Here is a 26,441-nt window from a genome sequence, read left to right as displayed (position 1 = left end):
TTTGAAAATTTGTAAAAAAGTCTATAAGACTAATAAAATAGAGGGTTTGCGTACATAATTTAGCTAAAATAATTTCCATCATTTTAATAGTGTTATCTAAAAAAATATAATTTTCTAAATAGTTAACAAAAACATTTCAAAATCTGATACAATGGACTTGTTTTTATGTAAAGTGTAAATATATACATAAAAATCAAACAATTACTTTTTTATAATTAGGAGGATGGGGTATGAAGATCGGTGTTCCAAAGGAGATTAAAAACAACGAAAATCGTGTAGCGATGACGCCAGCCGGTGTAGTGAGCCTAACAGTGTTTGGGCACGAAGTATTTATTGAGACAGGTGCTGGTCTTGGTTCGGGCTTTACAGATGAAGATTACAAAGCTTCAGGTGCTCAAATTGTTGCAACAGCAGGTGAAGCTTGGCAACAAGAAATGGTGATGAAAGTGAAAGAACCAATTTCTTCAGAGTTTGATTATTTTTACGAAGGACAAATTCTATTCACTTATTTACATTTAGCTCCTGAGCCTGAATTAACTCAAGCTCTGCTGGATAAAAAAGTAGTAGCAATTGCTTATGAAACAGTACAATTACCAAACCGTTCATTACCATTATTAACACCAATGAGTGAAGTAGCAGGTCGTATGTCTACACAGATTGGTGCACAATATTTAGAAAGACAAGAAGGCGGTAAAGGAATTTTACTTGGTGGCGTGTCAGGGGTGCCACGTGCTAAGGTAACAATTATCGGTGGTGGCATGGCAGGTGCTAATGCAGCAAAAGTTGCAATTGGCATGGGTGCTGAAGTTACAATTATTGATTTAAGCAATGAACGTTTACGTCAATTAGATGATCAATTTGGCAATGATGTACAAACATTAATGTCCAATCCATATAATATCGCTGAATCAGTGAAACACTCTGATTTAGTGATTGGTGCAGTGTTAATTCCAGGAGCAAAAGCACCAAAATTAGTTACTGAAGAAATGATTAAATCAATGTCTCCAGGCTCTGTAGTTGTAGATATTGCAATCGATCAAGGTGGTATTTTTGAAACTTCTGATCGTATTACAACTCACGATGATCCGACCTATATCAAACATGGTGTTGTCCACTATGCAGTTGCAAATATGCCAGGTGCTGTACCTCGTACATCAACAATCGCATTAACAAATAATACAGTACCATACGCAGTAGAAATTGCGAATAAAGGATATAGAAGAGCATGCTTAACTAATGAAGCTTTGAAAAAAGGCCTAAATACGTTAGAAGGAAATGTTACATTCGAAGCTGTAGCAGAAGCATTGGATTATCCATACGTATCAGCAGATAGTCTTTTATAGTCAGCAGATAGCTAGAGAAAAAACTGATTTTGTAGGCCTCTCAAATTTTGAGAGGTCTATTTTTATGCCTTTTAGTTAAAAACTAGCAGAATCATTTGAAAGGTAACAGAGTTTTTATTTGCTCTCGTTTCGAGCCTTTTTACTCATATTTTTGGATGATTTACTCGCGTTCTCTCACCAACTACACTCTACTTTTAATATTCTATTAACGTTTGATGCTTTTAATATCCTTAGATTTTACAAATGACGGAAGGTTTTCCTTATTCGTTTATGTTGCAGATGCAATGGATAGATAAAATCTATATCTATACATTCAAATTATGAAGCACCAATAAATAAAAACCCCCAACCAATCTATATGGTTAGGGGTATATACTAATCTACTTATTTTGGTTCGATAATTTGTAGTTCCTTAGGGAAGCTTGTTAGTACTTCTACGCCTGAAGCAGTCACATAAACATCGTCTTCTATGCGTACGCCGGCAGTGTCGTGCTTGTAGATACCTGGTTCGATAGTGAAGACCATGCCTTCTTTCATTGCAATCTCGTTAGCACCATGTACAGATGGGAATTCATGTACTGAGATTCCAAGACCATGACCCAGACGGTGAGTGAAGTATTCGCCGTAGCCAGCTTCACTGATGACATCGCGAGCAACTTTATCTAAATCCATAGCGCGTACACCTGGTTTTACTGTTGCAATAGCAGATTCATTGGCATTTTTTACAGCTTCGTAAATAGCTTTTTGCGCTTCAGAAGGTTCACCAAATGCTACTGTACGAGTAATATCTGAGCAATAACCTTCGTAAACAACGCCTAGATCGAATAGTACTAAATCGCCTTTTTGAATTTTTTGAGTTCCTGGAGTACCGTGTGGTGAAGCGGCATTTAATCCAGTTAGGACAATTGTGTCGAATGACATGTAAACGCCTTTTTCTTTCATTGCAGATTCGATAGCAGATAATACTTCAATTTCAGTTTTACCTTCTGCTAATTCGTTACAACCAACTTCAATAGCATAGTCAGCTAATCTAGCTGCTTCACGTAATTTCTCTAATTCATCTTCAGATTTTACTAAACGCATATTATTTAATTGTTCGTCTAGGCCAACCAATTTTGTAGTTGGGTAAAAGCCTTGCAGTGCTTCTAAACGTTCAACAGTTAAGTGAGTTTTTTCAATTGCAATTGTGTTTAATTGAACACCACGAGATTTTGCAGTGTTGTGGAAAATTTCCCATGCATTTTCAGTATCTTCATGTCCTACTGTTTCGAACGACCAGCCTGCAGCTTTTGCATCAGGAACTTCCATTTTAGGGCAAATCATAAAAGGTTCTGCCTCTTTAAATACCATTACGCCAAGTAGACGCTCATGAGGATCACTGTTGAAACCTGAAAGATAGAACACATTATCAGGTGTTGTAATGAATGCAGCATCGATATCTTTTTCTTGTAAATAGTTTTGGATTAATTGTACTTTGTTCATGAGTATCCTCCTTAGAAATTCAGAGCTATTGAATAATGATAATAAATAAATCTTTCATTTAAGTAACTCTTTTCAACTATAGTCTATCAAAAAAGAGGAAAATAAGTAACAATAACGAATAGAAATGATGAAACGATATATTGAAAGGATGAGTACAACATGCAAATTTCTTATCATGGGCACTCAATTGTAAAAGTTGAAACGGATGGTTATACGATTTTGTTTGATCCCTTTATTACAGGTAATAGTCTGACAGATTTAAAAGTTGATGAGCAAAAACCGGATGTTATTTTGTTGACACATGGTCATAACGATCATGTTGGAGATACTGTGGAAATTGCTAAACAATCTGGAGCGCTCGTTGTAGCACCTAATGAATTAGCCGTATACCTTTCTTGGCAAGGTATTGAAACGCATCCAATGCATATTGGCGGTGCACATCAATTTGACTTTGGTAAAGTAAAACTAACACAAGCTTTTCACGGTTCATCTTATATTACTGATGACCAACAAATTATTTATACAGGTATGCCTTCAGGGATATTACTATTTGTAGAAGGTAAAACCATTTATCACGCTGGAGATACGGCACTATTTAGCGATATGAAACTAATAGGGGAAAATCATCCAATTGATGTAGCATTCCTACCAATAGGAGATAACTTTACAATGGGTTTAGAAGATGCAACTAGAGCAGCGCAACTTTTGAAGCCGAAAGAAATTGTGCCAATCCATTACAATACATTCCCTGCTATTGAACAAGACCCACAAGAATTTGCTGAAATGGTCTCAACAACTTCTGTTCGTGTGATGAACCCGGGAGATAAATTTTACATTTAATTGAAATAGTTGCAAGAATTTTTATTTGCAATGTCAAAATACTAAAGAAAATGGATGAAATATGTTACACTTAAGCCAGAATGATGTTGGGAAATAGGTGATTTTTTGGCTACAAAACATGAAAAAATTCTTCAATTTATTGAATCATTACCAGTAGGGGACAAAATTTCAGTGCGTCAAATTGCAAAAGAAATGTCTGTTAGTGAAGGAACAGCTTATCGTGCGATTAAAGAAGCTGAAACAAGACGTTTAGTTAGTACTATTGAACGCGTAGGTACTATTCGTATTGAAAAGAAGAAGAAAGAAAATATTGAACGACTTACATTTGCAGAAATTGTTAATATAGTTGATGGTCAAGTATTAGGTGGTAAAGGCGGTCTTCATAAAACATTGACGAAATTTGTTATTGGAGCAATGAAGCTTGAAGATATGATGCGCTATACCGATGCAGGTAGTCTATTAATCGTTGGAAATCGCGAACGTACACATGAATATGCACTTAAAGAAGGAGCTGCCGTACTAATTACTGGTGGTTTCGATACAACAGAAGAAACAAAGAAATTAGCGGACAAATTAGAGCTCCCTATTATTTCGACAAGTTATGATACGTTTACAGTTGCAACGATGATTAACCGCGCTATTTATGACCAATTGATTAAAAAAGAAATCTTGTTAATAGAAGATATAGTGATTCCAATTAAAAACACATCTTATTTAAAATCAACGGACACAGTCAAAGATTATAACTTGCTCAATTCTGAAACTACACATGGTGGTTACCCAGTAGTTGATAAACACGGGAAAATTGTTGGGATTGTCACTTCACGTGACTTAATTGGAAAAAACGATAGCGATCAAATTGACCGATTGATGACACGAAATCCAATTACTGTAACAATGAAAACAAGTGTTGCAACAGCAGGTCACCGAATGATTTGGGAAGGTATTGATCTATTACCTGTTGCAAATGACCATGGAATACTTCAAGGAGTTGTTAGTCGTCAAGATGTACTTAAAGCATTGCAGATGGCCCAAAGACAACCACAACATGGTGAAACAATTGATGATTTAGTGAAAAATGAAATGTCAATGAATTTATCAGAAGAAGAAATCCTTGTTAACTTCTCTGTAACACCTCAAATGACGAATCAATTTGGTGCTATTTCATATGGGGCATTCACGACTCTAGTAGTCGAATCAGGTTCCTTCACATTGAAAAAAGTAAAACGCGGCGAAAGTGTTTTGGAGAATATGTCCATTTACTTTATCAAACCGATTCAAATGGAAACTTTAGTAACAGTAAAACCACGAATACTAGATATGAGTCGTAAGTTCGCCAAAATGGACTTTGAAGTATTTAGTGAAGATATGTTAGTGGGGAAAGCGATGGCTACATTCCAATTACTAGAACGTTAATAGGCAATACATGCAAACACTAAAAAAGTGATGCACAATATTGTGCATCACTTTTTGTTCAATTCTTCTTCTTCTGTAATATACTGACCATAGTGGCGAACGCGTTTATTATAATTGATACAAGCAAATACCCCAAATACAATCATGATAGCGCAAACTACATATGTAAGAACAGTATGATATAAAATAATCTGGTTAATTCCGAACAGGATTAAAAGGATACCAAGTGCAATGCCTGCACGGTTAGCATACCATTTTTTACGAATCGGTAAGTTTGTGCGGAATTGTTTGGTTTTAAAATATAAGTAAAACACAAATGTAATAACTATAAAAAATGCTAAAATAATATTTAAGATATCACTCATGGTGTTCCTCCTAAAAAGCAAATCTGTCTTTATTTTAACGAAATTGGTAAAAAAAAGATAGTCGAAAAGTAAGGAGACATTACTGTTAATAAGAATAAACGAATCATTGGAGGGTTTTTCTTGAAAAAAGATATTATTGAAACGATTGCAACATACGATACGATTATCTTACATCGCCATGTGCGTCCAGACCCTGATGCTTACGGTTCACAATTGGGATTGCAAGCAATTTTAAAAACAACTTATCCAGAAAAAAAGATTTATGCAGTTGGTGAGCATGACTTAGCATTTGACTATTTAGGTCACCCTGAAAGTATTGCTGATGATGTTTTTGAAAATGCATTGGTTATTTGTACGGATACAGCAAATACAGAGCGAGTAGACGATCAACGATATAACAAGGGTAAATTTTTGATCAAAATAGATCATCATCCAAATGATGATGCTTATGGTGATTTATTATGGATAAATACAGCTGCAAGTTCATGTAGTGAAATGATTTACGAATTATTTAAAGAAGGTCAAGAAACAGCCGGATGGAAAATGGATACGACAGCTGCAAGATTACTATTTGCAGGTATTGTTGGTGATACAGGTCGTTTTATCTATCCAAGTACAACTGAAACTACATTCAATGTAGTAGGAGAGCTTATTCAGTATGATTTTGATCGTACAGCACTATTCAATAGCATGTATGAGCTAGACCGTTCTCTATTACATTTACAAGGTTACATTTATCAAAATTTCTCTATTGATGAAAATGGAGCAGCTTTTATTAAATTACCTATCAATATTTTAGAAGAATTTGGTGTTACAGCGAGTGATACTTCAGCTTTAGTAGGATCACTTGGAGATGTTAAAGGGATTAAAGCTTGGGCTATGTTCGTAGAGGAAGAAGATCAAATCCGCGTTCGTTTACGTTCTAAAGGACCAGTGATTAATACTTTGGCAAAACAATATCGTGGTGGTGGTCACCCAATGGCTTCAGGCGCTAAAATTTTTGATTGGGCTGAAGCAGAAGAATTGATTGGTAAAATACAAGCGCTTTGTAAAGAAGCGTAGAAAAGAAAGGAAGCGATGATGTTGCACCCCGTATACTCACAAATTGTAACAGCTGCGGACATGCTAAAAAGTACAATTCGCATAGGTGAGCTCATTTCCTTCCTTCAACAAGAAAATGCGAAGGCTGTAGCCATTACGAATTCAAAATTTTATGGGCTACTGCCTTTTTGGCATGCTCTGAAAAAAACAGCGATTCATCCTGTAATCGGTTTAACAGTACAAGTAGAATTCTCTACAGAGGATATTAGACCAGTAGTGTTATATGCAAAAAATATGGATGGCTATCATAATCTATTGAAAATTACCTCGTCTATTTCTTTACGAGATAGTGAAACGCTGCCTCTCCGCTGGTTAGAAGGTTATCATAAAGGCTGTATCACTTTAGTGCCAGTAACGAGTGATACTTGGCAACAAGAAGCTCCATTTCAAGCAATAGAAAAACTTATGAATATCTTTGGTGTTGAGCATTTAGTGATTGGAATCGACCGACCAGGAGGAATCAGAAGTCATACGGAAGAGAGTGTTGTTACATTTTGTAGTGAACACTCTATTAAAATTTGTGCGACTCATTTAAGTACTTTTGCTAAGGAAGAACATGCCTTTACTTTTGAAGTTGCTAAGGCTATTTCAACTGGAGTTAAAATGGCAGATCAAGAAAAGCTTACTTTAAGAGAAAGTAAACAGTTTTTACCTACTCGACAAAATTACAAAGAATGGTTTGATGACCACCCTGAATGGTTGCAAGCAACAGAGGAAATTCTATTATCTTGTCAAGTGGAGCTAGACTACGACCGTTTTTATATGCCAAAATTTCCTTTGCCAGAAGGCGAAACAGCAGCTGGGATTTTGCAAAAAAACTGTTTAAAAGGATTACAAGATCGTATTCCCAATGCAGGAGCAGAATATCATGATAGATTGGCCTATGAATTAGATGTTATTACGAATATGGGCTATGCTGATTACTTTCTAATCGTTGCGGATTATATACAATATGCAAGAAAAAAGCACATTTTAACTGGTCCTGGACGTGGCTCTTCAGCGAGCTCACTAGTTGCGTATGTCCTTCGTATTACCGAGGTAGATCCATTGAAATATGGTTTGTTATTTGAACGATTTTTAAATCCAGAACGTATTACGATGCCAGATATTGATGTCGATTTTGCAGATTATCGAAGACAAGAAGTGATTGATTACGTAGCTGAAAAGTATGGGGCAAACTACACATCTCAAATTATTACATTTGGTACATTATCAGCAAAAGCCGTAGCACGTGATGTTGCAAGAGTATTTGGCTTTAACAATGAAGAACTCGCGCACATTTCTACACTTATACCTGGAAAAGTTGGGATCACATTACAGGAAGCGGTGGATCAATCAGAGACTTTAAGAAGTTTTACTAATTCAAGTGAGATTAGGCAACAGTGGATGCAAGTGGCCATGAATTTAGAGGGGTTACCGCGAAATGCATCAACCCATGCGGCTGGAGTCGTTTTATGTCCCGAACCGTTAGTAAATGTTGCTCCGATTGAAAAAGGAAATGAAGGACTTTATTTAACACAATGGCCAATGCAAGAAGTGGAATCGATTGGTTTATTGAAAATGGACTTTTTAGGCTTACGTAACTTAACGATATTAGAAAGAATTCGTTCGATGATTTATTATGACCAAAAGAGATTTTTGCAATTTGAGAAAATTCCATTACATGATCAAAAAACATTTGAATTGCTTCAAAATGGCGATACAACAGGTGTGTTTCAATTGGAATCAGATGGAATGAGACAGGCGTTGCGCGAAATACGACCAACTGTTTTTCAAGATATTGTAGCAGTAAATGCATTATATCGCCCGGGTCCAATGGATTTCATACCTGTTTACAGTAGACGGAAGCATGGTCAAGAAAAAGTAGAAATGCCCCATCCTGTATTAGAGCCGATTTTAGGTGAAACATATGGTGTCATCGTATATCAGGAACAAATAATGCTCATTGCCTCACGTATGGCAGGCTTCACAATGGGAGAAGCAGATATACTGCGCCGTGCTGTAAGTAAAAAGAAAAAAGAAGTACTTGATTCTGAAAGAGCACATTTTGTAAGAAATTCAATTGACAATGGATTTTCTGAGCAAATTGCAGTAAATGTGTATAATTTGATCGTTCGATTTGCGAATTATGGTTTCCCAAAAAGCCATGCCGTTGCATATAGTATGATTTCTTATCAAATGGCTTACTTAAAAGCTCACTTTCCTGCTTATTTTTATGCAGCGATGCTTACTTCAACCATGGGAAACCGTGAAAAGTTCAATAAAATATTACAGGAAGCAAAGCAAAAGGGCATTGCTATTTTACCGCCTTCTATTAATGAAAGTGGGCGATCCTTCCGTGTCCAAAATGGTGCCATTCGATTTGCACTTTCGGCAATTAAAGGTGTACCACAAACCTTTTTGAACAAAGTAATGGAAATTCGTAAAGCAGATTACAAGAAGTGGCAGGATATATTTGATATGGCTCTAGACTTAACTGCTGTACATTTCACTCGTAAATCTGTAGAACCATTAGTTAAAGCTGGTGCCCTTGACGAATTTGGGAGAAATCGAGCGGAGTTGCTAGCAACGATTGATGCAGCAGTTAAACATGCTGAATTGTACCGACCAAATGAAGAGGGTCAACTTTTAGATGATCTATCGTTCTTCTTTGGTAAACCGAAGCATGCTAAAGCAAGTCCAATTCCAGAAAAGATTAAATTACAATTTGAAAAGGAAGTGTTAGGATTCTACATTTCTACACATCCGGTACAAAAAGTGAAGCGAGAGCAGCAAATTGAGTCAGTAACTGCAGATAAGATTCGACATATGACAGGTAGACAATATGTCAAAATGGTAGGGCTAGTAGCTTCTATTAAACAAATAAGAACTAAAAAAGGCGAATTAATGGGTTTTGTAGAATTAGAAGATGAGACTGGGAGTATCTCTGTAACTATTTTCCCAAAAGAATATTTAGCGATAGTTGAATGGATAAAAGAAGAACAAATGATGCTTGCTGAAGGGATCGTAGAGATGAGAAATGGACAGCCTCAAATTATATTAAAAAAATGTACAGTTATTTCGTCATGAAAATTACTATAAATAAATAGGGAATTTGTCTAAACTGTGTGACCATCGCACAGTTTTATTATTTTTCACTTTACTAATGATAACAAATTCTGTATTATATATCTCAAAAGTGGTCAGACCACTTTTTGTCGATATTTTGAACATTGAGGAGACTAAGTATGAGCGTAGAAAAACCGGCTTCGAAAATGTTTATACAGATTGTACGTGAATTACGTGGGATTATTCAGGATGAGAAAATTCCACCTGGGGGTAAAATTCCGTCAGAACGTGTTCTTGCAGAGCGTTTAAATGTGGGCCGTTCTTCTATTAGAGAAGCACTACGCAGTCTAGAATTATTAGGCTTGATTGAAACCCGTAGAGGTGGGGGAACCTTTGTAGCGGATTTCCATAATCATCAATTAGTCGAAGTGTTATCGACCTTTATTTTACAAGAGGAAAAGGATTTAAGAAATGTTCACGGAACAAGGATGATTTTAGAACGTGATGCAATCCGCATTGTGGCGGAAGATGAGACGCTTCGGAATTTACCGGTGTGGGAGAGTTTGTTAACAAACGTGATTGCAGAGGGACGAATTGCACGTGAAGATTTGATGAGAGAAATTATTATTACATCAAATAATCGACTCGTGCTTAAAATTTGGATACTTTTAAAACAATATGGCAAAGAACCATATAGTGGGCTTTCGACTAAAGAAGAACAGCCACAACTACAAACTTTAATAAGTGAAATTATGCTTGGACATACCAAAAAGGCAATTATTGCCTTTGAAGATTGGACAAAGTTACTACATAAAGGGAGAGAATAGTTATGAGTATTCGAGATTTATTTAAAAAAAATAAACCTAATAAGAATATAACGATTACACGTGAACAACATGATGTACCTGAAGGTATCATGACAAAATGTCCAGAATGTAATCATGTCATGCTGACAAAGGATTTACAAAAAAACCAAAAGGTTTGTCCAAATTGTCATTACCATCATAAATTGAATGCGAAAGAACGTATCGATGACTTTTTAGATGAAGGAACATTCCATTCACTTGATGATCATTTACAAACAGTGAATCCACTGAATTTCCCAGGATATGTTGAAAAAGTTAAATCAGATATAAAAAAGACTGGATTAAATGAGGCTGTTTTAACAGGAGTAGGAGAATTAGAAGAGAAACAAGTTGTTGTTGCAGTGATGGATTCATTTTTCCGTATGGGGTCTATGGGATCTGTTGTTGGGGAAAAAATTACGAGAGCGATTGAAAAAGCTACAGAGCTTGGTGTTCCATTTATTATCTTTACTGCAAGTGGTGGAGCTAGAATGCAAGAAGGTGTCATTTCTCTAATGCAAATGGCAAAAACAAGTGTTGCGCTCGAACGCCATGGAGCAAAAGGAAATTTATTTATTTCAATTATGACGCATCCAACAACTGGTGGTGTCTCTGCAAGTTTTGCTTCCCTAGGTGATATTAACTTAGCGGAACCACAAGCATTAATCGGTTTTGCTGGTCGCCGTGTGATTGAACAAACTGTGAGAGAAAAACTTCCAAATGATTTCCAAACATCAGAATTTTTGTTGGCACATGGTCAATTAGATGCTGTTGTAAATCGTCACGATTTGCGTAAGACGGTTAGTACAATTGTGAAATTGCATGTAAAGGAGGCAATCTAAATGGTAAAGACATTACCTTTTGAGGAGCCGCTTGTTCAATTGCGCTCGAAAATAACAGAGTTAAAAGACTTTACATCAAATGCTGATGTAGATTTATCCAAAGAAATAAATCAGTTAGAGCAACGTTTTACGAAACTTGAAAAAGATATTTATCATAATTTAAAGCCTTGGGACCGAGTTCAAATTGCACGTCATCCAGAACGGCCAACTACTCTTGATTATGTTCGTGAAATCTTCAATGATTTTATTGAACTACATGGTGATCGTAATTTCGGAGATGATGAAGCGATTGTCGGCGGTATTGCTTCTTTTGAAGGAACACCATTTACAATTATTGGCCATCAAAGAGGAAAAGATACAAAAGAGAATATTCGTCGTAATTTTGGTATGCCTCATCCAGAAGGTTATCGAAAAGCATTACGCTTAATGAAACAAGCAGAAAAATTTAAACGCCCTATAATCTGTTTCATCGATACAAAAGGTGCTTATCCTGGTAAAGCAGCTGAGGAACGAGGTCAAAGTGAAGCCATTGCTAGAAATCTACTGGAAATGGCAGGTTTAAAGGTTCCAATCATCAGTGTAGTAATTGGAGAAGGTGGAAGTGGTGGTGCATTAGCATTAGGTGTTGCAAACCATGTGCATATGCTAGAGAATTCAACCTACTCTGTTATATCTCCTGAAGGAGCGGCTTCAATTTTGTGGAAAGATGCTGCCCTTGCACAAAAAGCTGCTGAGGCAATGAGAATTACAGCTCCAAATTTAAAAGAAGAAGAAATAATAGAAGAAATTATACCTGAAGTGCTAGGTGGAGCTCACAAAGATGTTAAAAAGCAAGCACAATTCTTAAAAGAAGTATTACTAAAATCACTAAATGAATTAAAAGAGCTATCAGAAGATGAATTAGTTGATCAACGCTACAACAAATTTAGAAAAATTGGCGTTTTTTCAGAATAAATGGTGTTCAAAAGAGGTCTGACGAGTTAAAATAATGTTATATTAAGATAAAGGCTGTTTTAAACGAATGTTTACAATCGTTTGAATCAGCCTCTTTCTTTCAGACAATGGAACATTTGAGGATTTTATAAATTACGGTTCAATAGACATTTTGAAGTCATACCCAAACATTTGATTTAGTACCTAAAGTTCAATGTTCCAGTGAAGAATGTGCAGGAGGTTGATTAAGATGAAAAAAATAGGCGTATTAACAAGCGGTGGAGACGCTCCTGGCATGAACGCTGCTGTCCGAGCAGTTGTCAGAAAAGCACTTTATCATGGAATTGAAGTTGCTGGCATTTATCATGGTTATCAAGGCTTGATCGAAGGAAACATCGAAGATTTAGGGGCAGGAGATGTAGGCGATATAATCCAGCGAGGCGGAACGGCATTATATTCTGCTCGTTGTCCTGAATTTAAAACAGATGCAGGTCAACAAAAAGCTATAGAACAATTAAAAAAACGTGGGATTGAAGGACTTGTAGTGATTGGTGGAGATGGCTCTTACCGTGGCGCACTTGCCCTAACTGAAAAAGGATTCCCATGCATAGGCGTTCCAGGAACCATTGATAATGATATTCCTGGAACAGACTATACAATTGGCTTTGATACAGCTCTAAACACCGTAATAGAATGTATCGATAAAATTCGTGATACAGCTACTTCTCATGAGCGTTCGTTTATTATTGAAGTAATGGGACGTGATGCAGGTGACTTAGCGCTTTGGGCAGGGCTTGCAGGAGGAGCGGAAACTATTATCATCCCTGAAGTACCTAATGATATAGATGGATTAGTAAAACGGTTAGAACAAGGGCATGAACGTGGTAAAAAGCATAGTATCATTATCGTTGCAGAAGGTGTTATGTCTGCTGGAGAATTAGCAAAACTGCTACTAGAAAAAGCCGACATTGAAACACGTGTATCAGTCTTAGGACATATTCAACGAGGAGGTTCGCCAACAGCTAGAGATCGTGTACTTGCAAGTCAACTCGGTGCAAAAGCGGTTGAAGTCTTAATGGAAAACCGCGGAGGTGTAGCTATTGGCATTCGAAATCATATGGTGGTAGACTATGACTTGAAAGATGTCTTTAACAAGGAACATAAAGCGGATTTATCAATGTATACATTATCGAAAGAATTATCGATCTAATAAATTGGAGTGGTAAAGTAATGAGAAAAACGAAAATTGTCTGTACTATTGGACCTGCAAGTGAATCACAAGAAACATTAGTTGAATTAATTGAAGCTGGTATGAATGTTGCTCGTTTGAACTTTTCGCATGGTAGCCATGAGGAGCATGGAGCACGTATTCAAGCGATTCGTGAAGCAGCAAAAAAGACTGGCAAAGTTGTTGCCATTTTACTCGATACAAAAGGACCTGAAATTCGTACGCATAATATGGAAGATGGAGCAATTGAACTTGTCACAGGGCAAAGCATTGATATCTCAATGACAGAAGTACTTGGCAACAAAGAAGTTTTTTCAATTACTTATGAAAAACTAATTGAAGATGTACAGGTTGGCTCTGTTATTTTGCTTGATGATGGGTTAATCGAATTACATGTAACTGGTATTGATCAACAAGCAGGTTTAATTCATACTTCAGTTGAAAATACTGGTGTATTAAAAAATAAAAAAGGTGTAAACGTACCAGGTGTTTCTGTTCAACTACCAGGTATTACAGAAAAAGATGCGCAAGATATCTTATTTGGTATTGAACAAAAGGTAGACTTTATTGCTGCATCATTTGTACGTCGCCCATCAGATGTCATGGAAATTCGTGAATTACTTGAACAAAATGGTGGTAATCATATTCATATCATTCCAAAAATCGAAAACCAAGAAGGTGTCGATAATATTGATGAAATTATTCAAGTATCGGACGGTTTAATGGTTGCTCGTGGAGACCTTGGCGTAGAAATTCCGGCAGAAGAAGTACCAATCGTTCAAAAAAGTTTAATCCATAAATGCAACAAAGCAGGTAAACCAGTTATTACAGCTACTCAAATGTTAGATTCAATGCAACGTAATCCTCGTCCTACACGTGCAGAAGCAAGTGACGTAGCAAATGCTATTCTTGATGGTACGGATGCAATCATGCTATCAGGCGAAACAGCAGCAGGACTTTATCCAGTAGAATCCGTAAAAACAATGGATAAGATAGCGAACAGAATTGAAGAAACTTTAAATCATAAACGAATTGTAAATGAACGTAGCAAAGAAAAAGGTTCTAACATGACAGAAGCGATTAGCCAAGCTGTTGCCCATACCTCTTTGAACTTACAAGTATCGGCTATTTTAGCACCAACTGAAAGTGGTAATACAGCTAAAATGATTGCGAAATATCGCCCAGGTGTACCAATCGTTGCAATGACATCTTCAGATGAAGTCTGCCGAAACCTTGCACTTGTGTGGGGCGTCATTCCTATTGTAGCTCCTCAAGTGACTTCTACTGATGAAGTATTAGAACAGGTTGTCCAACAAAGTTTAGATAAAGGTTATGTAAAGCATGGCGATTTAGTCGTTATTACTGCAGGAGTGCCAGTAGGAGAAGCTGGTACAACAAACTTGATGAAACTACATGTAATTGGAGATATGCTTACAAAAGGTCAAGGTATCGGTAAATCTACTGCAATTGGTAAGGCACTTGTTGTTCGTAATGCAGCAGAAGCACTAGCAGAAGATACTACTGGCCGAATTATTGTGACAATTGGATCGGATCGCGAAATGATGCCTGCTATTTCGAAATGTGCAGGTTTGATCACAGAAGAAGGCGGATTAACAAGCCATGCCGCAGTAGTAGGGTTAAGTCTTGGTATCCCAGTTATTGTTGGGGTAAAAGATGCAACTAAGTTAATAAAGAATAGTCAAGAAGTTTCAATGGATGCCGTATCAGGCGTGATCTATTACGGGGCTTCCAGAATTCTATAATACAAACCGCATTCAAATAGATTTTATGTCTATTTGAACTCTAAAAAGAGGTGAAGACAATGCGGAAATTTTTAATGTTTTTAATATTAGTTCCGATTATTGAAATAGCCGTCGTTTTATTATCTGGAAAATTAATAGGGACCATTCCGACTCTATTATTAATTGTTGTAACAGGTGTGCTAGGTCTATATCTGGCCAAAACACAAGGATTTAAATCATTCCAACAATTAAAAACTGCAATTGAAAGAGGACAAGCACCAGGAGATGCGATTATTGATGGAATGTTGACATTTATCGGTTCCATCGTACTTATTCTACCTGGGTTTATCTCAGATATCATTGGTGTTTTATTAGTGGTACCAACAACTAGAAAATTATTTAAGCCTGCTATCTATTACTGGCTTAGAAAAAAAATGAAAAAAAGCCAAATTATTTTGATGCAAAAATAGGATGGCGTTGTATTTTAACTGCAATCAATAATACGAATGGACTAATGATTATGCCTGCTACTCCAAATAGTAGCAGGCTAATCGCACTTAAGATAAAGGCATGTACCGAGCGAATCTGCATGGTAGACGCCCACATCATAGATTCAGCAAATTGTCTTGTAAGCTGAATCACTACATATAAAATTAGTAATTGAATTCCTAGTGCGATTTTCCCTGTAGTCATGAAGACTATACTAATAGGGATTAAGAAAATTCCTATACCTAAAAAAGGTAAAAAATCACAAACGGAAACAAGTAATGCTTTTCCAACGGGTTCTGAAAAGCCAAGAATAAAAAAGCCAATTGATAGTAACCCAAAGGTTATTAGTAATAGACGAACTTCAACAGAGATAAAATAACTAAATAATGTTGTAGCCTCTTCGAAAATATTTCGAATAGGCTTTCTGAAACGGGCAGGAATATAGATAAAAAACCAATATCTATTTCTGCTCGTTTCGTATAATGAAAAGTAAAAAGCCACGACAAAAATAGTAACTTCGACAAGATGTTGCATTATATCATGTATAGATTGAAAAATTTTGCTCAAGATTATATCGAATAGCTCAAATAATTGTTCTCTGATTTGAATAATAATTGCTGAAGGAATATGAATGGAAGAAGAAGCTTCTGATAAATTTTCTTTTAAATTGGGTAATGTATCGATGAGTATTGAAGCGATGAATAGTAATCCCACCGCTAAGCCTATAATAATTAATATTTCGATTAGTAGTGCAGAAATAAATGAAGGTAGTTTTAATCGTTTATGGAATAATTGAAGCAAAGGAGACAAAAAATAAGCTAAAATAATTGCTAATGTTACCGGGAGGATAAGCCATGCGAAAAGAATTAAAAAAATTACGAAACTCCATAATTTTATGTTATTTGTGATATTTTTATCCGAAAACTTAAAAATGTGGTCACCAGCTTCCTTAATTACCAATTAATGTTTTCTTAATAATTTCGATATATTCTATAAAATACTGAAATATTCTTCATAAATTCGTTTTTTTATGAAAAGAGGGTTTTCCATTCACAAAGCCGTCAAAATTTATTATAATAGCAATGTAAGCGATTTACTTATAGGTTCATATCGATTATTGAAGTGTATAAATTTGATTTTTAAACACTACTTTAAAACCGAAAAAAGGAGCGAGATATAATGGCAACAACTAAAGGTTTAGAAGGCGTTGTAGCAGCAGAAACTAAGATTAGCTCAATCATTGATGATACTCTTACATATGTAGGCTACAACATTGATGATTTAGCAGAAAACGCATCTTTTGAAGAGGTAGTTTACTTACTATGGCACACACGCTTACCGAAAGCAGACGAATTAGCTGAGTTAAAACAACAACTAGCTGATAACATGGCAGTGCCACAAGCAGTATTAGATCACTTCAAAACTTACGATCTTAAATCAGTTCACCCAATGGCAGCTCTACGTACAGTAGTATCTCTATTAGCTTTATATGATGAAGATGCAGAAGATATGTCAGTTGAAGCTAACTACCGTAAAGCTATTAAATTACAAGCTCGTATGGCAACTGTAGTTACAGCATTTGGTCGTATCCGTGCTGGTAAAGAACCAGTTGCACCTAAAAAAGATTTATCTTATGCAGCTAACTTCTTGTACATGCTTACTGGTAAAGAACCAGAGGCGATTGAAGAAGAAGCTTTCAACAAAGCATTAGTTCTTCATGCTGACCATGAATTAAATGCATCTACATTCACTGCACGTGTATGTGTTGCAACATTATCTGATATGTATTCAGGTGTTACTGCAGCAATTGGTGCTCTTAAAGGACCTCTTCACGGTGGCGCAAATGAACAAGTTATGAAAATGTTATCTGAAATTGGTTCTGTCGAAAACGTAGAATCATACATCCAAAACAAATTGGATAACAAAGAAAAAATCATGGGCTTCGGACACCGTGTATACCGTAAAGGTGACCCACGTGCAAAACATTTACGTTTAATGTCTGAAAAATTAACTAAACTAACAGGTAAACCTGAACTTTACGAAATGTCAGTTAAAATCCATGACATGATTCAAGAACAAAAACATTTACCAGCAAACGTAGACTTCTTCTCTGCATCAGTTTACGATTCACTTGGTATCGATCATGACCTATTCACTCCAGTATTCGCAGTTTCACGTGTATCTGGTTGGGTAGCTCATATCTTAGAACAATATGCTAATAACCGCTTAATCCGCCCACGTGCAGAATATGTTGGACCTGGTATGCAAAAATATGTACCAGTTGAAGAAAGATAATTGTTATAATGGTAATAATCGTAGGGCAGCGCTAAATAAGCTCCTGCCCTACGTGTATGAATATAGGAGGCAAGGAACAAATGACTAACGAGAAAATCGTAGTAGAAAATGGTGTACTTAACGTACCAAACAACCCAGTTATTCCATTCATCGAAGGTGACGGAATCGGCCCTGATATCTGGGCAGCTGCTTCACGTGTAATTGATGCAGCAGTAGCGAAAGCTTATGATGGCGAAAAGAAAATTCAATGGCTTGAAGTTTTAGCGGGTCAAAAAGCATTCGACAAAACTGGCGAATGGTTACCACAAGAAACTTTAGATAAAATCAATGAATATTTAATCGCTATCAAAGGACCTCTTACAACACCAATCGGTGGAGGTATTCGTTCACTTAACGTAGCATTACGTCAACAACTTGACTTATATGTTTGCTTACGTCCAGTGCGTCACTTTGAAGGTGTTCCTTCTCCAGTTAAACGTCCAGATGATATTGACATGGTAATCTTCCGTGAAAACACTGAAGATATCTATGCTGGTATCGAGTATCAAGAAGGTTCAGATGATGTGAAAAAAGTTCTTAACTTCCTTCAAAATGAAATGGGAGTAAACAAAATTCGCTTCCCAGAAACTTCTGGTATCGGTATTAAACCAGTATCAAAAGAAGGTACAGAACGTCTTGTACGTGCTGCTATCAACTATGCAATCAAAGAAGGTCGCGAATCACTTACTTTAGTACACAAAGGTAACATTATGAAATTTACTGAAGGTGCATTCAAAGGTTGGGGTTATGCTGTAGCTGAAAACGAATTCGCTGATCAAACTTTCACTTGGAACCAATATGATGCTATTAAAGCTGAACAAGGTCAAGAAGCTGCTGATAAAGCTCAAGCAGATGCTTTAGCTGCTGGCAAAATCTTAGTAAAAGATTCAATCGCTGATATCTTCTTACAACAAATCTTAACTCGTCCAAAAGAGTTCGATGTTGTTGCAACAATGAACTTAAACGGTGACTATATCTCTGATGCACTTGCTGCACAAGTTGGTGGTATCGGTATTGCTCCAGGAGCTAATATTAACTACGTAACTGGACATGCTATTTTCGAAGCTACTCATGGTACAGCTCCTAAATACACTGGTTTAGATAAAGTAAACCCATCTTCAGTACTTCTTTCAGGCGTACTTATGCTTGAACACTTAGGATGGAAAGAAGCTGCTGACATGATCACTGCTTCAGTTGAAAAAACAATTGCTTCTAAAGTCGTAACTTATGACTTTGCACGTCTAATGGATGGCGCTACAGAAGTAAAATGTTCTGAATTCGCTAACGAATTGATCAAAAATCTTTAATTAATATAGGTTGAATACGGGAAAAGGGTATTACCCCTTTTCCCTTTTTTTAATATTAATAAAAGGGAGAGGTTTTATAATGGTTTCTAATCGCAAAAAAATCTCAGTAATCGGTGCTGGCTTCACTGGTGCTACATCTGCTTTCTTATTAGCACAAAAAGAACTTGGAGATGTTGTTTTAGTTGATATCCCTCAAGCTGAAAACCCAACAAAAGGTAAAGCTTTAGATATGGCTGAAGCTGCACCAGTGCAAGGTTTTGATTCACGTATCAGTGGTACTTCAAACTACGAAGATACTAAAGATTCTGATGTAGTAATAATCACTGCTGGTGTTGCTCGTAAACCTGGTATGAGCCGCGATGATTTAGTTCAAATCAACCAAAAAGTAATGAAAGCTGTAACTGGAGAAATTATTAAGTATTCTCCAAACACAACAATCCTCGTATTAACAAACCCGGTTGATGCGATGACTTACACAGTCTACAAAGAATCTGGTTTACCTAAAAACCGCGTAATTGGTCAATCTGGTGTACTTGATACAGCTCGTTTCCGAGCTTTCGTAGCAGAAGAATTAAATCTATCTGTTAAAGATGTAACTGGTTTCGTACTTGGTGGTCATGGTGATACTATGGTACCTCTTACTCGTTTCTCTTATGCTGGTGGTATTCCACTAGAAACATTAATCCCTAAAGAACGTTTAGAAGAAATCGTAGCTCGTACTCGTACTGGCGGTGGTGAAATCGTAAACTTATTAGGTAATGGTTCTGCATACTATGCTCCAGCAGCATCTCTTGTAGAAATGGCTGAAGCAGTGCTTAAAGACCAACGTCGTGTATTACCAACAATCGCATACTTAGAGGGTGAATATGGTTACAACGGTATTTACCTAGGTGTACCAACTGTACTAGGTGGTAACGGTATTGAACAAATTATTGAATTAGAATTAACTGAAGAAGAAAAATCAGCTTTAGATAAATCTGCTGAAGCGGTTAAAAACGTTATGAAAGTTCTAGCTTAAAAATTTCACTCCCATATATCGGATAGGCTTTGGCCTATCCGGTTTTTTTATTTATTTGGATGGTATTATATTTGAAAAAGAGGACACTCATTCAGCTGTTCTTCATGTAGTAGGTTAGCAAAAAAATTGGAAGCTATATGGCTATCTGATCCAAAAAGCTAGCTTCTGCAACTAGGAAATAGTAAAAGCTGAACCTGGATATACTCAAAATCATTCTTTTCGCTTTCGTACTCGATTTTTCTTCGGATTATTGATACTATAAAATTACTGAATATTTCAAAGGGGGAATCCTGTGTTACTTGATAAAAAAAGAAAGCTGGGCAAACAGCTTGAAGAATTATCAGTCGGGGAGTCGATTCAGCTTACAGAGAAAATTGAGGATAAGGATTTGTTATTATACTTGGGACTAACAAATGACAATAATCCTCTGTACATACAGCATGACTATGCTGCTCAAACCACTTATGAAAAACCAGTTGTACCACCTATTATGCTAACAGGAATTGTGACATCAGCCATTTCAAAATATTTACCTGGTGCAGGGTCGTATATTCGTGAACAAAAATTTCAATTTCCCAAGCCATTGTATCACTATGAAACCGTTCAAATACAACTAGTTGTTGAGGAAATTAATTTATCTAAACGTGAAATAATGGTAAAGGTAGAAGGTATAAATAGTAATGAAGAGATTGTGCTAGAGGGTACTGTTACAGCAATCCCACCAATTCATCCAAAATAATTTACAACGATGAGCAAGAAGATTTGAGATGGGGGTTTCAAATCAATTGCGGAGGCATATAAAATGACAAATAAAATATTAGTAGTAGAAGATGAAATTTCGATTGCAACCTTATTACAATACAATTTAAAACAAGCAGGTTATGACGTTGTCACAGCGAACGATGGCCGTGATGGATTAAATAAAGCAATTTCTGAAAAGCCTGATTTAATCTTGTTAGATTTAATGTTACCAAAATTGGATGGTATGGAAGTTTGTAAAGAATTACGTATGAAAAAAATCAATACACCTATTATTATGCTTACAGCAAAGGATGACGAGTTTGATAAAGTGCTGGGACTTGAACTAGGCGCCGATGATTATATGACAAAACCATTTAGCCCTAGAGAAGTAATGGCACGTGTCAAAGCTGTATTAAGACGTTCAAAAGTGGTTGATCAACCTCATCAAGAAGAGGAGCAATCTACTAGTGAGAAATCATATCATATAGGTCATTTAAATGTTTTCCCAGATCGGTTTGAAGCGTTTTTAGATGACAATTTATTAGAGTTTACACCTAAGGAATTTGAATTGCTGTTGTACCTTTTAGAAAATAAAAACCGAGTTTTAACACGTGATCAATTATTAAGTGCTGTATGGCATTATGACTTTGCAGGCGATACACGTATAGTGGATGTGCATATTAGTCATTTGCGAGATCAAATTGAAGAAAATAGCCGTAAACCGAAGTTTATCAAAACAATTCGAGGACTAGGCTATAAATTTGAGGAGCCAAAAAATTGATGCAATCATTACGTTTTCGTTTATTACTTTCCTTTGGATTTTTATATATAATTACTTTAGCTGGCCTAGGTTTTACTCTGGGGCAGCTTTTCCCGCTCTTAGTGCAAGACTCGATTAGAACAAATGTTATACAATCTAAAGAAAATATCACGCATGCAATAGAAAAACAGCATATTGAATTAACTAATTCACAAATGAATTCGATTCTAGATTCCATAACATCTCATACGAAGGTCCAAGATTTATCGGATATTCGCATACAATTATGGATCTTACTGGCTATAATCTTTGTCATTACTTTTATCATTTTAATTGTAGTCACATATCGTCTTATCAAAAATTTGTCTCAACCGATTGATAATGTCATGATGACTGCATTTGAGCTTGCAAAGGGAAATTATCTTGCCCGGGCTTATGAAATAACTGGCTCGCCAACATTACGGTTGAGTAAAGCGGTAAATGCACTTGCTAGAAATTTGCAAGATATCATGATCGTTCGCGAAATTGAACAAGAACGATTGAAGACTTTAATTGAAAATATGGGTAGTGCCCTAATCATGATTGGTAGAGAAGGGGATATTACGATTGTCAATAGAGTTTTTACCGAGTTATTCGATCAACAATATGAAGACGTACAAAGACAGCTTTTTCGTGAATTAGGGTTGCCTCATGAGTTAGAAGAATTTGTGGATCATGTCTTTATGACGGAAGTGCCATATAGAAAACAAATACACATTAAACTTCAACATGAATATCGTGATATGGAAGTGTATGGTGCACCTGTAGTTGGCGAACATGGGTTATGGCTTGGTGTCGTTATTGTTATGCATGACATTACTGAACTAAAAATGTTGGAACAAGTTCGTAAAGACTTTGTTGCGAATGTTTCCCATGAACTTAGAACACCTATAACATCGATTAAAGGTTTTTCTGAAACTCTTTTAGATGGCGCATACAAGGATCAAGAAACGTTACTTAGCTTTTTGGAGATTATGAACAAAGAAAGCAATCGCCTGCAAATACTTGTAAATGATTTGCTGGATTTGTCTAAGATTGAAAAGACCGGCTTTACTGTTAATATGGGAAAAACAAGTTTACGCGATGTGATTATTAGCACAATAGAAATGACACATCAAAAAATAGAAGAAAAAAATATGCAGTTTGAAGCAAAGATTGATCAAGAAGTTTATATTAATGGTGATCCTAATCGCTTAGTACAAGTGGTTATGAATTTAATGGTTAATGCGATTAACTATTCACTAGAAAACACCAAAATTACTGTTCACCTTTATGAGAAAGGTCAGAGTGCCATTCTTGAAATTTCCGATGAAGGAATGGGTATAAGTGAGGAAGAGATTCCACGTGTATTTGAACGATTTTACCGTGTAGACAAAGCTCGGAGTCGAAATTCTGGTGGAACCGGCTTAGGATTAGCAATTGTAAAACATTTAGTAGAAGCGCATCATGGGAAAATTCAAGTCGATAGTGTCGTAGGAAAAGGGACAACGATGCGTCTTATTTTCCCGAAAGTCTAATATCAATAGCAGTTTTAAACAAAGCCAAAAAACTAAGGATTCCTCGTTCTTTATTATTTGGTATTAAGTAAGCGGATTCCAAAATTGCTTAAAAGCAAATATAAGATAAAAATAAGGTTGCATATCATTTATTTACAATATCTTTACAATCACTTTATATGAAATACAAATACTAGCTTTATACTATTAATCGAAGCCCCCTTCAAATTATTTCCCTGAGAGAGAGTCGCAGTTTCATAGCGCTCTCTTTTAATTTTGCTTAAAACCGAACGTTTCTTCGTATATTGAACAGCACTCTTTTCCTTTCCAATAGCAAGCATGTTAAAATAGATAATGAGAAATAACTAATGAAATATCTAAATTAGGTAAAAAACGAATTTAAATAATAATCGATTTCATTATTTTAGGAGTGTGCCAATATGACAAAGGAAAAATTGCTTTTATTAGATGGTAATAGTTTGGCGTATCGAGCGTTTTTTGCGCTACCGTTATTAACAAATGACCATGGCATCCATACGAATGCAGTTTATGGATTTACGACGATGTTGCAAAAAATATTAGAGGAAGAAAAGCCAACCAAAATGCTTGTTGCATTCGATGCTGGGAAAACAACCTTCAGACATAAAACATATTCAGAATATAAAGGTGGAAGACAAAAGACACCGCCAGAATTATCGGAGCAATTCCCGTACTTAAGAAAACTTCTAGATGCATATCAAATCAAACAATACGAGTTAGAAATGTATGAAGCAGATGACATTATTGGTACATTGAGCAAACAAGCTGATGAACAAGGCCATGAGGTAATCATCGTTTCGGGAGATAAGGACTTAACTCAATTAGCATCTGATCATACAACTGTCTATATTACGCGAAAAGGTATGACGGATATTGAACACTACACACCTGCTCATATAAACGAAAAATATGGACTTACGCCACATCAAATTATTGACATGAAAGGATTAATGGGCGATTCGTCAGATAATATCCCGGGCGTACCTGGTGTCGGAGAAAAAACAGCGATTAAACTACTCACACAATTCCCAACAGTTGAAGAAGTGTATGAACATATTGATGAAGTAAGTGGGGCAAAACTAAAAGAAAAGCTTGTGAATAACGAAGAGCAAGCGAAAATGAGTAAACAACTAGCGACGATTAACCGTGAAGCACCTATTGAAGTAACAATTGATGAATTAACATATGAGGGACCAGATGTTGATACATTATTTGCATTATGGCAAGATCTTTCATTCAAATCATTAATTGAAAAAAGCAGTTATGAATCAGAAGCGAAAGAAACAACGGAATTAATATTTGAAGTTGTAGAAGAGCTAACTGCGGAACAATTAACGAGTTCTATGGCTATGCATTTAGAGTTGGCAGATGAACATTATCATACTTGTGAAAGATTTGGAATCGCTCTAACAGCGGGGGAAACAGCTTTATATATTCCATTTGAAAAAGCATTGGAGTCCAAAGACTTCATCTCATGGCTTGAAGATGATACAAAGAAAAAGTACTTATTCGATTCAAAAGCAACACAAGCTGCATTATTAAGAAGTGATATCAAATTAAAAGGAATTGAATTTGACTTTTTATTAGCTGCATATATTCTTAATCCTGCGATGTCATCTGATGATGTAGCTGTCGTTGCAAAAGAATTTGGCTATACGGATGTTCAATCAAATGATGTTGTGTACGGTAAAGGTGCTAAAAAAGCAATTCCGGAGCAGAATGTTATTGCAGAGCATGCAGGGCGTAAAGCAACAGCTGTTTTTAGTCTTCAATCTAAGCTAGAACAACGATTAAAAGAAAATGAGCAATATGATTTATATAGTAATCTAGAATTACCACTTGCTGCAATCCTTAGCCAAATGGAAAGTGAGGGCGTTACAGTTGACCGCAACCGTTTAGTTGAAATGGGAGCTGAACTAACAGCTAAACTGAAAGACATTGAAGAAGATATTTACCAAATTGCAGGGGAAAAATTTAATATTAATTCGCCTAAACAATTGGGCGTCATTTTATTTGATAAATTAGGATTACCTGTAATTAAAAAGACAAAGACAGGCTATTCAACAGCTGCTGATGTACTAGAAAAACTAGCGCCAGAACATGAAATTATTCAACATATTTTACAATACCGTCAATTAGGAAAGTTGCAATCAACATATATTGAAGGATTATTGAAGGTAATTCATGAAGATGATCAAAAAATTCATACCCGCTATCAACAAGCATTAACTTCAACTGGCCGCCTAAGTTCAACTGATCCTAACCTTCAAAACATCCCAGTGCGATTAGAAGAAGGTCGGAAAATCCGACAAGCATTTGTACCTTCTCATGCAGGATGGAAAATGTTCGCTGCCGATTATTCTCAAATTGAATTACGCGTGCTTGCACATATGTCAAATGATGAAAATCTGATCAATGCTTTTAATCATGGTATGGATATTCATATGAAAACAGCGATGGATGTTTTCCATGTAGAGGCTGAAGATGTCACTGCGAATATGAGACGTGCAGCCAAAGCAGTAAACTTTGGAATTGTGTATGGTATTAGTGATTACGGATTATCCCAAAATTTAGATATTACACGTAAGGAAGCAGCTGATTTTATCGAACGTTATTTCAAAAGCTTCCCTGGTGTTCAAGACTATATGAAGAATATTGTAGAAGAAGCAAAGAAAAAAGGATATGTCACGACGATGTTAAACCGTCGACGTTATTTACCTGATTTAAATAGTTCAAACTTCAACTTACGTAGCTTTGCTGAACGTACTGCGATGAATACGCCAATTCAAGGAAGCGCTGCAGATATCATCAAAAAGGCTATGATTGATATGGCAAAGGCATTAGAAGAACATCAATTACAAGCGAAAATGCTATTACAAGTACATGATGAATTAATCTTCGAAGCGCCAGAAGAAGAAATTGCAACATTGGAAAAACTGGTACCGGAAGTGATGGCAAACTGTATCCAATTACAAGTACCACTAAAAGCAGATTTTGCATCAGGGCAAACTTGGTATGAAACCAAATAAAGGA

Annotated in this window: 21 protein-coding genes; 18 read left to right on the top strand and 3 right to left on the bottom strand. The window is 36.2% G+C overall.

The window, feature by feature from the left end:
• Window positions 1-230 precede the first annotated feature (230 nt).
• Complete coding sequence (gene ald, locus Q8X41_RS07395) at window positions 231-1,343, top strand: alanine dehydrogenase (protein WP_397539609.1); 1,113 nt, start codon at window positions 231-233, stop codon at window positions 1,341-1,343.
• Window positions 1,344-1,727: 384 nt separating this feature from the next.
• On the opposite strand, the gene Q8X41_RS07390 is transcribed toward ald, so the two are convergent.
• Window positions 1,728-2,825 (bottom strand): M24 family metallopeptidase, encoded by a 1,098-nt coding sequence (locus Q8X41_RS07390; protein WP_397539608.1) that lies wholly within the window; start codon window positions 2,823-2,825, stop codon window positions 1,728-1,730.
• Window positions 2,826-2,984: 159 nt separating this feature from the next.
• On the opposite strand from Q8X41_RS07390, the gene Q8X41_RS07385 reads away from it, so the two are divergent.
• Together Q8X41_RS07385 and Q8X41_RS07380 are read left to right on the top strand one after the other, a co-directional pair.
• Window positions 2,985-3,665 carry a metal-dependent hydrolase gene (locus Q8X41_RS07385; RefSeq protein ID WP_397539607.1) on the top strand — a complete coding sequence of 227 codons (681 nt, stop codon included), beginning with the start codon at window positions 2,985-2,987 and terminating at the stop codon, window positions 3,663-3,665.
• A gap of 105 nt (window positions 3,666-3,770) precedes the next feature.
• A complete protein-coding gene (locus Q8X41_RS07380) occupies window positions 3,771-5,081 on the top strand; it encodes a DRTGG domain-containing protein (protein ID WP_397539606.1) in 1,311 nt (436 codons plus the stop codon).
• Window positions 5,082-5,128: 47 nt separating this feature from the next.
• Here the strand turns inward: Q8X41_RS07380 and Q8X41_RS07375 are convergent, their stop codons facing one another.
• Window positions 5,129-5,446, bottom strand: a complete 318-nt coding sequence (locus Q8X41_RS07375; RefSeq protein ID WP_397539605.1) for a YtpI family protein — start codon at window positions 5,444-5,446, stop codon at window positions 5,129-5,131.
• A gap of 120 nt (window positions 5,447-5,566) precedes the next feature.
• On the opposite strand from Q8X41_RS07375, the gene Q8X41_RS07370 reads away from it, so the two are divergent.
• The 8 genes from Q8X41_RS07370 (at window position 5,567) to Q8X41_RS07335 (ending at window position 15,655) form a co-directional block, all read left to right on the top strand.
• The gene (locus Q8X41_RS07370) at window positions 5,567-6,508 is read left to right on the top strand and encodes a bifunctional oligoribonuclease/PAP phosphatase NrnA (RefSeq protein ID WP_397539604.1); all 942 of its coding nucleotides are present in this window, start codon (window positions 5,567-5,569) and stop codon (window positions 6,506-6,508) included.
• Between the two features lie 18 nt (window positions 6,509-6,526).
• Window positions 6,527-9,616, top strand: coding sequence for a DNA polymerase III subunit alpha (gene dnaE / locus Q8X41_RS07365; RefSeq protein WP_397539603.1), 3,090 nt, complete (start codon window positions 6,527-6,529; stop codon window positions 9,614-9,616).
• 158 nt (window positions 9,617-9,774) lie between these two features.
• Entirely contained in the window at window positions 9,775-10,422 is a 648-nt protein-coding gene (locus Q8X41_RS07360) for a FadR/GntR family transcriptional regulator (protein ID WP_397539602.1), read from the top strand.
• Between the two features lie 2 nt (window positions 10,423-10,424).
• On the top strand, window positions 10,425-11,282 hold the full coding sequence (accD, locus tag Q8X41_RS07355; RefSeq protein ID WP_397539601.1) for an acetyl-CoA carboxylase, carboxyltransferase subunit beta: 858 nt from the start codon (window positions 10,425-10,427) through the stop codon (window positions 11,280-11,282).
• Window positions 11,283-12,236 carry an acetyl-CoA carboxylase carboxyl transferase subunit alpha gene (gene accA, locus Q8X41_RS07350; RefSeq protein ID WP_397539600.1) on the top strand — a complete coding sequence of 318 codons (954 nt, stop codon included), beginning with the start codon at window positions 11,283-11,285 and terminating at the stop codon, window positions 12,234-12,236. It begins immediately after the preceding gene.
• A gap of 229 nt (window positions 12,237-12,465) precedes the next feature.
• Entirely contained in the window at window positions 12,466-13,425 is a 960-nt protein-coding gene (gene pfkA, locus Q8X41_RS07345) for a 6-phosphofructokinase (RefSeq protein ID WP_397539599.1), read from the top strand.
• Window positions 13,426-13,445: 20 nt separating this feature from the next.
• Window positions 13,446-15,206, top strand: coding sequence for a pyruvate kinase (pyk, locus tag Q8X41_RS07340; RefSeq protein WP_397539598.1), 1,761 nt, complete (start codon window positions 13,446-13,448; stop codon window positions 15,204-15,206).
• A 59-nt stretch (window positions 15,207-15,265) separates the two neighbouring features.
• Window positions 15,266-15,655, top strand: coding sequence for an FxsA family protein (locus Q8X41_RS07335; protein WP_397539597.1), 390 nt, complete (start codon window positions 15,266-15,268; stop codon window positions 15,653-15,655).
• Here the strand turns inward: Q8X41_RS07335 and Q8X41_RS07330 are convergent.
• Window positions 15,636-16,634: an AI-2E family transporter gene (locus Q8X41_RS07330; protein ID WP_397539596.1), complete on the bottom strand. Its 999-nt coding sequence runs from the start codon at window positions 16,632-16,634 to the stop codon at window positions 15,636-15,638. The genes Q8X41_RS07335 and Q8X41_RS07330 overlap by 20 nt on opposite strands.
• 219 nt (window positions 16,635-16,853) lie before the next feature.
• On the opposite strand from Q8X41_RS07330, the gene citZ reads away from it, so the two are divergent.
• From citZ to polA, 7 genes are all read left to right on the top strand, one after another.
• Entirely contained in the window at window positions 16,854-17,969 is a 1,116-nt protein-coding gene (gene citZ, locus Q8X41_RS07325) for a citrate synthase (protein ID WP_397539595.1), read from the top strand.
• Window positions 17,970-18,049: 80 nt separating this feature from the next.
• Window positions 18,050-19,315 carry an NADP-dependent isocitrate dehydrogenase gene (gene icd / locus Q8X41_RS07320; protein WP_397539594.1) on the top strand — a complete coding sequence of 422 codons (1,266 nt, stop codon included), beginning with the start codon at window positions 18,050-18,052 and terminating at the stop codon, window positions 19,313-19,315.
• Between the two features lie 79 nt (window positions 19,316-19,394).
• A complete protein-coding gene (mdh, locus tag Q8X41_RS07315; RefSeq protein WP_397539593.1) occupies window positions 19,395-20,333 on the top strand; it encodes a malate dehydrogenase in 939 nt (312 codons plus the stop codon).
• A gap of 292 nt (window positions 20,334-20,625) precedes the next feature.
• Window positions 20,626-21,072 (top strand): MaoC/PaaZ C-terminal domain-containing protein, encoded by a 447-nt coding sequence (locus Q8X41_RS07310; protein ID WP_397539592.1) that lies wholly within the window; start codon window positions 20,626-20,628, stop codon window positions 21,070-21,072.
• Between the two features lie 63 nt (window positions 21,073-21,135).
• The gene (locus Q8X41_RS07305; protein ID WP_397539591.1) at window positions 21,136-21,855 is read left to right on the top strand and encodes a response regulator; all 720 of its coding nucleotides are present in this window, start codon (window positions 21,136-21,138) and stop codon (window positions 21,853-21,855) included.
• Window positions 21,855-23,390: a two-component system histidine kinase PnpS gene (pnpS, locus tag Q8X41_RS07300; protein ID WP_397540217.1), complete on the top strand. Its 1,536-nt coding sequence runs from the start codon at window positions 21,855-21,857 to the stop codon at window positions 23,388-23,390. The genes Q8X41_RS07305 and pnpS overlap by 1 nt, the downstream gene beginning before the upstream one ends.
• Before the next feature lie 419 nt (window positions 23,391-23,809).
• Window positions 23,810-26,437, top strand: a complete 2,628-nt coding sequence (gene polA, locus Q8X41_RS07295; protein ID WP_397539590.1) for a DNA polymerase I — start codon at window positions 23,810-23,812, stop codon at window positions 26,435-26,437.
• The last annotated feature ends 4 nt before the right edge of the window (window positions 26,438-26,441 follow it).

Source organism: Rummeliibacillus pycnus, from assembly GCF_044359855.1.
Taxonomy (GTDB): domain Bacteria; phylum Bacillota; class Bacilli; order Bacillales_A; family Planococcaceae; genus Rummeliibacillus; species Rummeliibacillus pycnus_A.
This window is presented reverse-complemented; position numbering and strand designations above follow the sequence as displayed.

What these genes read in the sequence shown, in the direction of transcription:
- ald (WP_397539609.1), top strand. Translation starts at nt 231, where the DNA reads ATGAAGATCGGTGTTCCAAAGGAGATTAAAAACAACGAAAATCGTGTA.
- Q8X41_RS07390 (WP_397539608.1), bottom strand. Translation starts at nt 2,825, where the DNA reads ATGAACAAAGTACAATTAATCCAAAACTATTTACAAGAAAAAGATATC.
- Q8X41_RS07385 (WP_397539607.1), top strand. Translation starts at nt 2,985, where the DNA reads ATGCAAATTTCTTATCATGGGCACTCAATTGTAAAAGTTGAAACGGAT.
- Q8X41_RS07375 (WP_397539605.1), bottom strand. Translation starts at nt 5,446, where the DNA reads ATGAGTGATATCTTAAATATTATTTTAGCATTTTTTATAGTTATTACA.
- dnaE (WP_397539603.1), top strand. Translation starts at nt 6,527, where the DNA reads ATGTTGCACCCCGTATACTCACAAATTGTAACAGCTGCGGACATGCTA.
- Q8X41_RS07360 (WP_397539602.1), top strand. Translation starts at nt 9,775, where the DNA reads ATGAGCGTAGAAAAACCGGCTTCGAAAATGTTTATACAGATTGTACGT.
- accD (WP_397539601.1), top strand. Translation starts at nt 10,425, where the DNA reads ATGAGTATTCGAGATTTATTTAAAAAAAATAAACCTAATAAGAATATA.
- accA (WP_397539600.1), top strand. Translation starts at nt 11,283, where the DNA reads ATGGTAAAGACATTACCTTTTGAGGAGCCGCTTGTTCAATTGCGCTCG.
- pfkA (WP_397539599.1), top strand. Translation starts at nt 12,466, where the DNA reads ATGAAAAAAATAGGCGTATTAACAAGCGGTGGAGACGCTCCTGGCATG.
- pyk (WP_397539598.1), top strand. Translation starts at nt 13,446, where the DNA reads ATGAGAAAAACGAAAATTGTCTGTACTATTGGACCTGCAAGTGAATCA.
- Q8X41_RS07335 (WP_397539597.1), top strand. Translation starts at nt 15,266, where the DNA reads ATGCGGAAATTTTTAATGTTTTTAATATTAGTTCCGATTATTGAAATA.
- citZ (WP_397539595.1), top strand. Translation starts at nt 16,854, where the DNA reads ATGGCAACAACTAAAGGTTTAGAAGGCGTTGTAGCAGCAGAAACTAAG.
- icd (WP_397539594.1), top strand. Translation starts at nt 18,050, where the DNA reads ATGACTAACGAGAAAATCGTAGTAGAAAATGGTGTACTTAACGTACCA.
- mdh (WP_397539593.1), top strand. Translation starts at nt 19,395, where the DNA reads ATGGTTTCTAATCGCAAAAAAATCTCAGTAATCGGTGCTGGCTTCACT.
- Q8X41_RS07305 (WP_397539591.1), top strand. Translation starts at nt 21,136, where the DNA reads ATGACAAATAAAATATTAGTAGTAGAAGATGAAATTTCGATTGCAACC.
- pnpS (WP_397540217.1), top strand. Translation starts at nt 21,855, where the DNA reads ATGCAATCATTACGTTTTCGTTTATTACTTTCCTTTGGATTTTTATAT.
- polA (WP_397539590.1), top strand. Translation starts at nt 23,810, where the DNA reads ATGACAAAGGAAAAATTGCTTTTATTAGATGGTAATAGTTTGGCGTAT.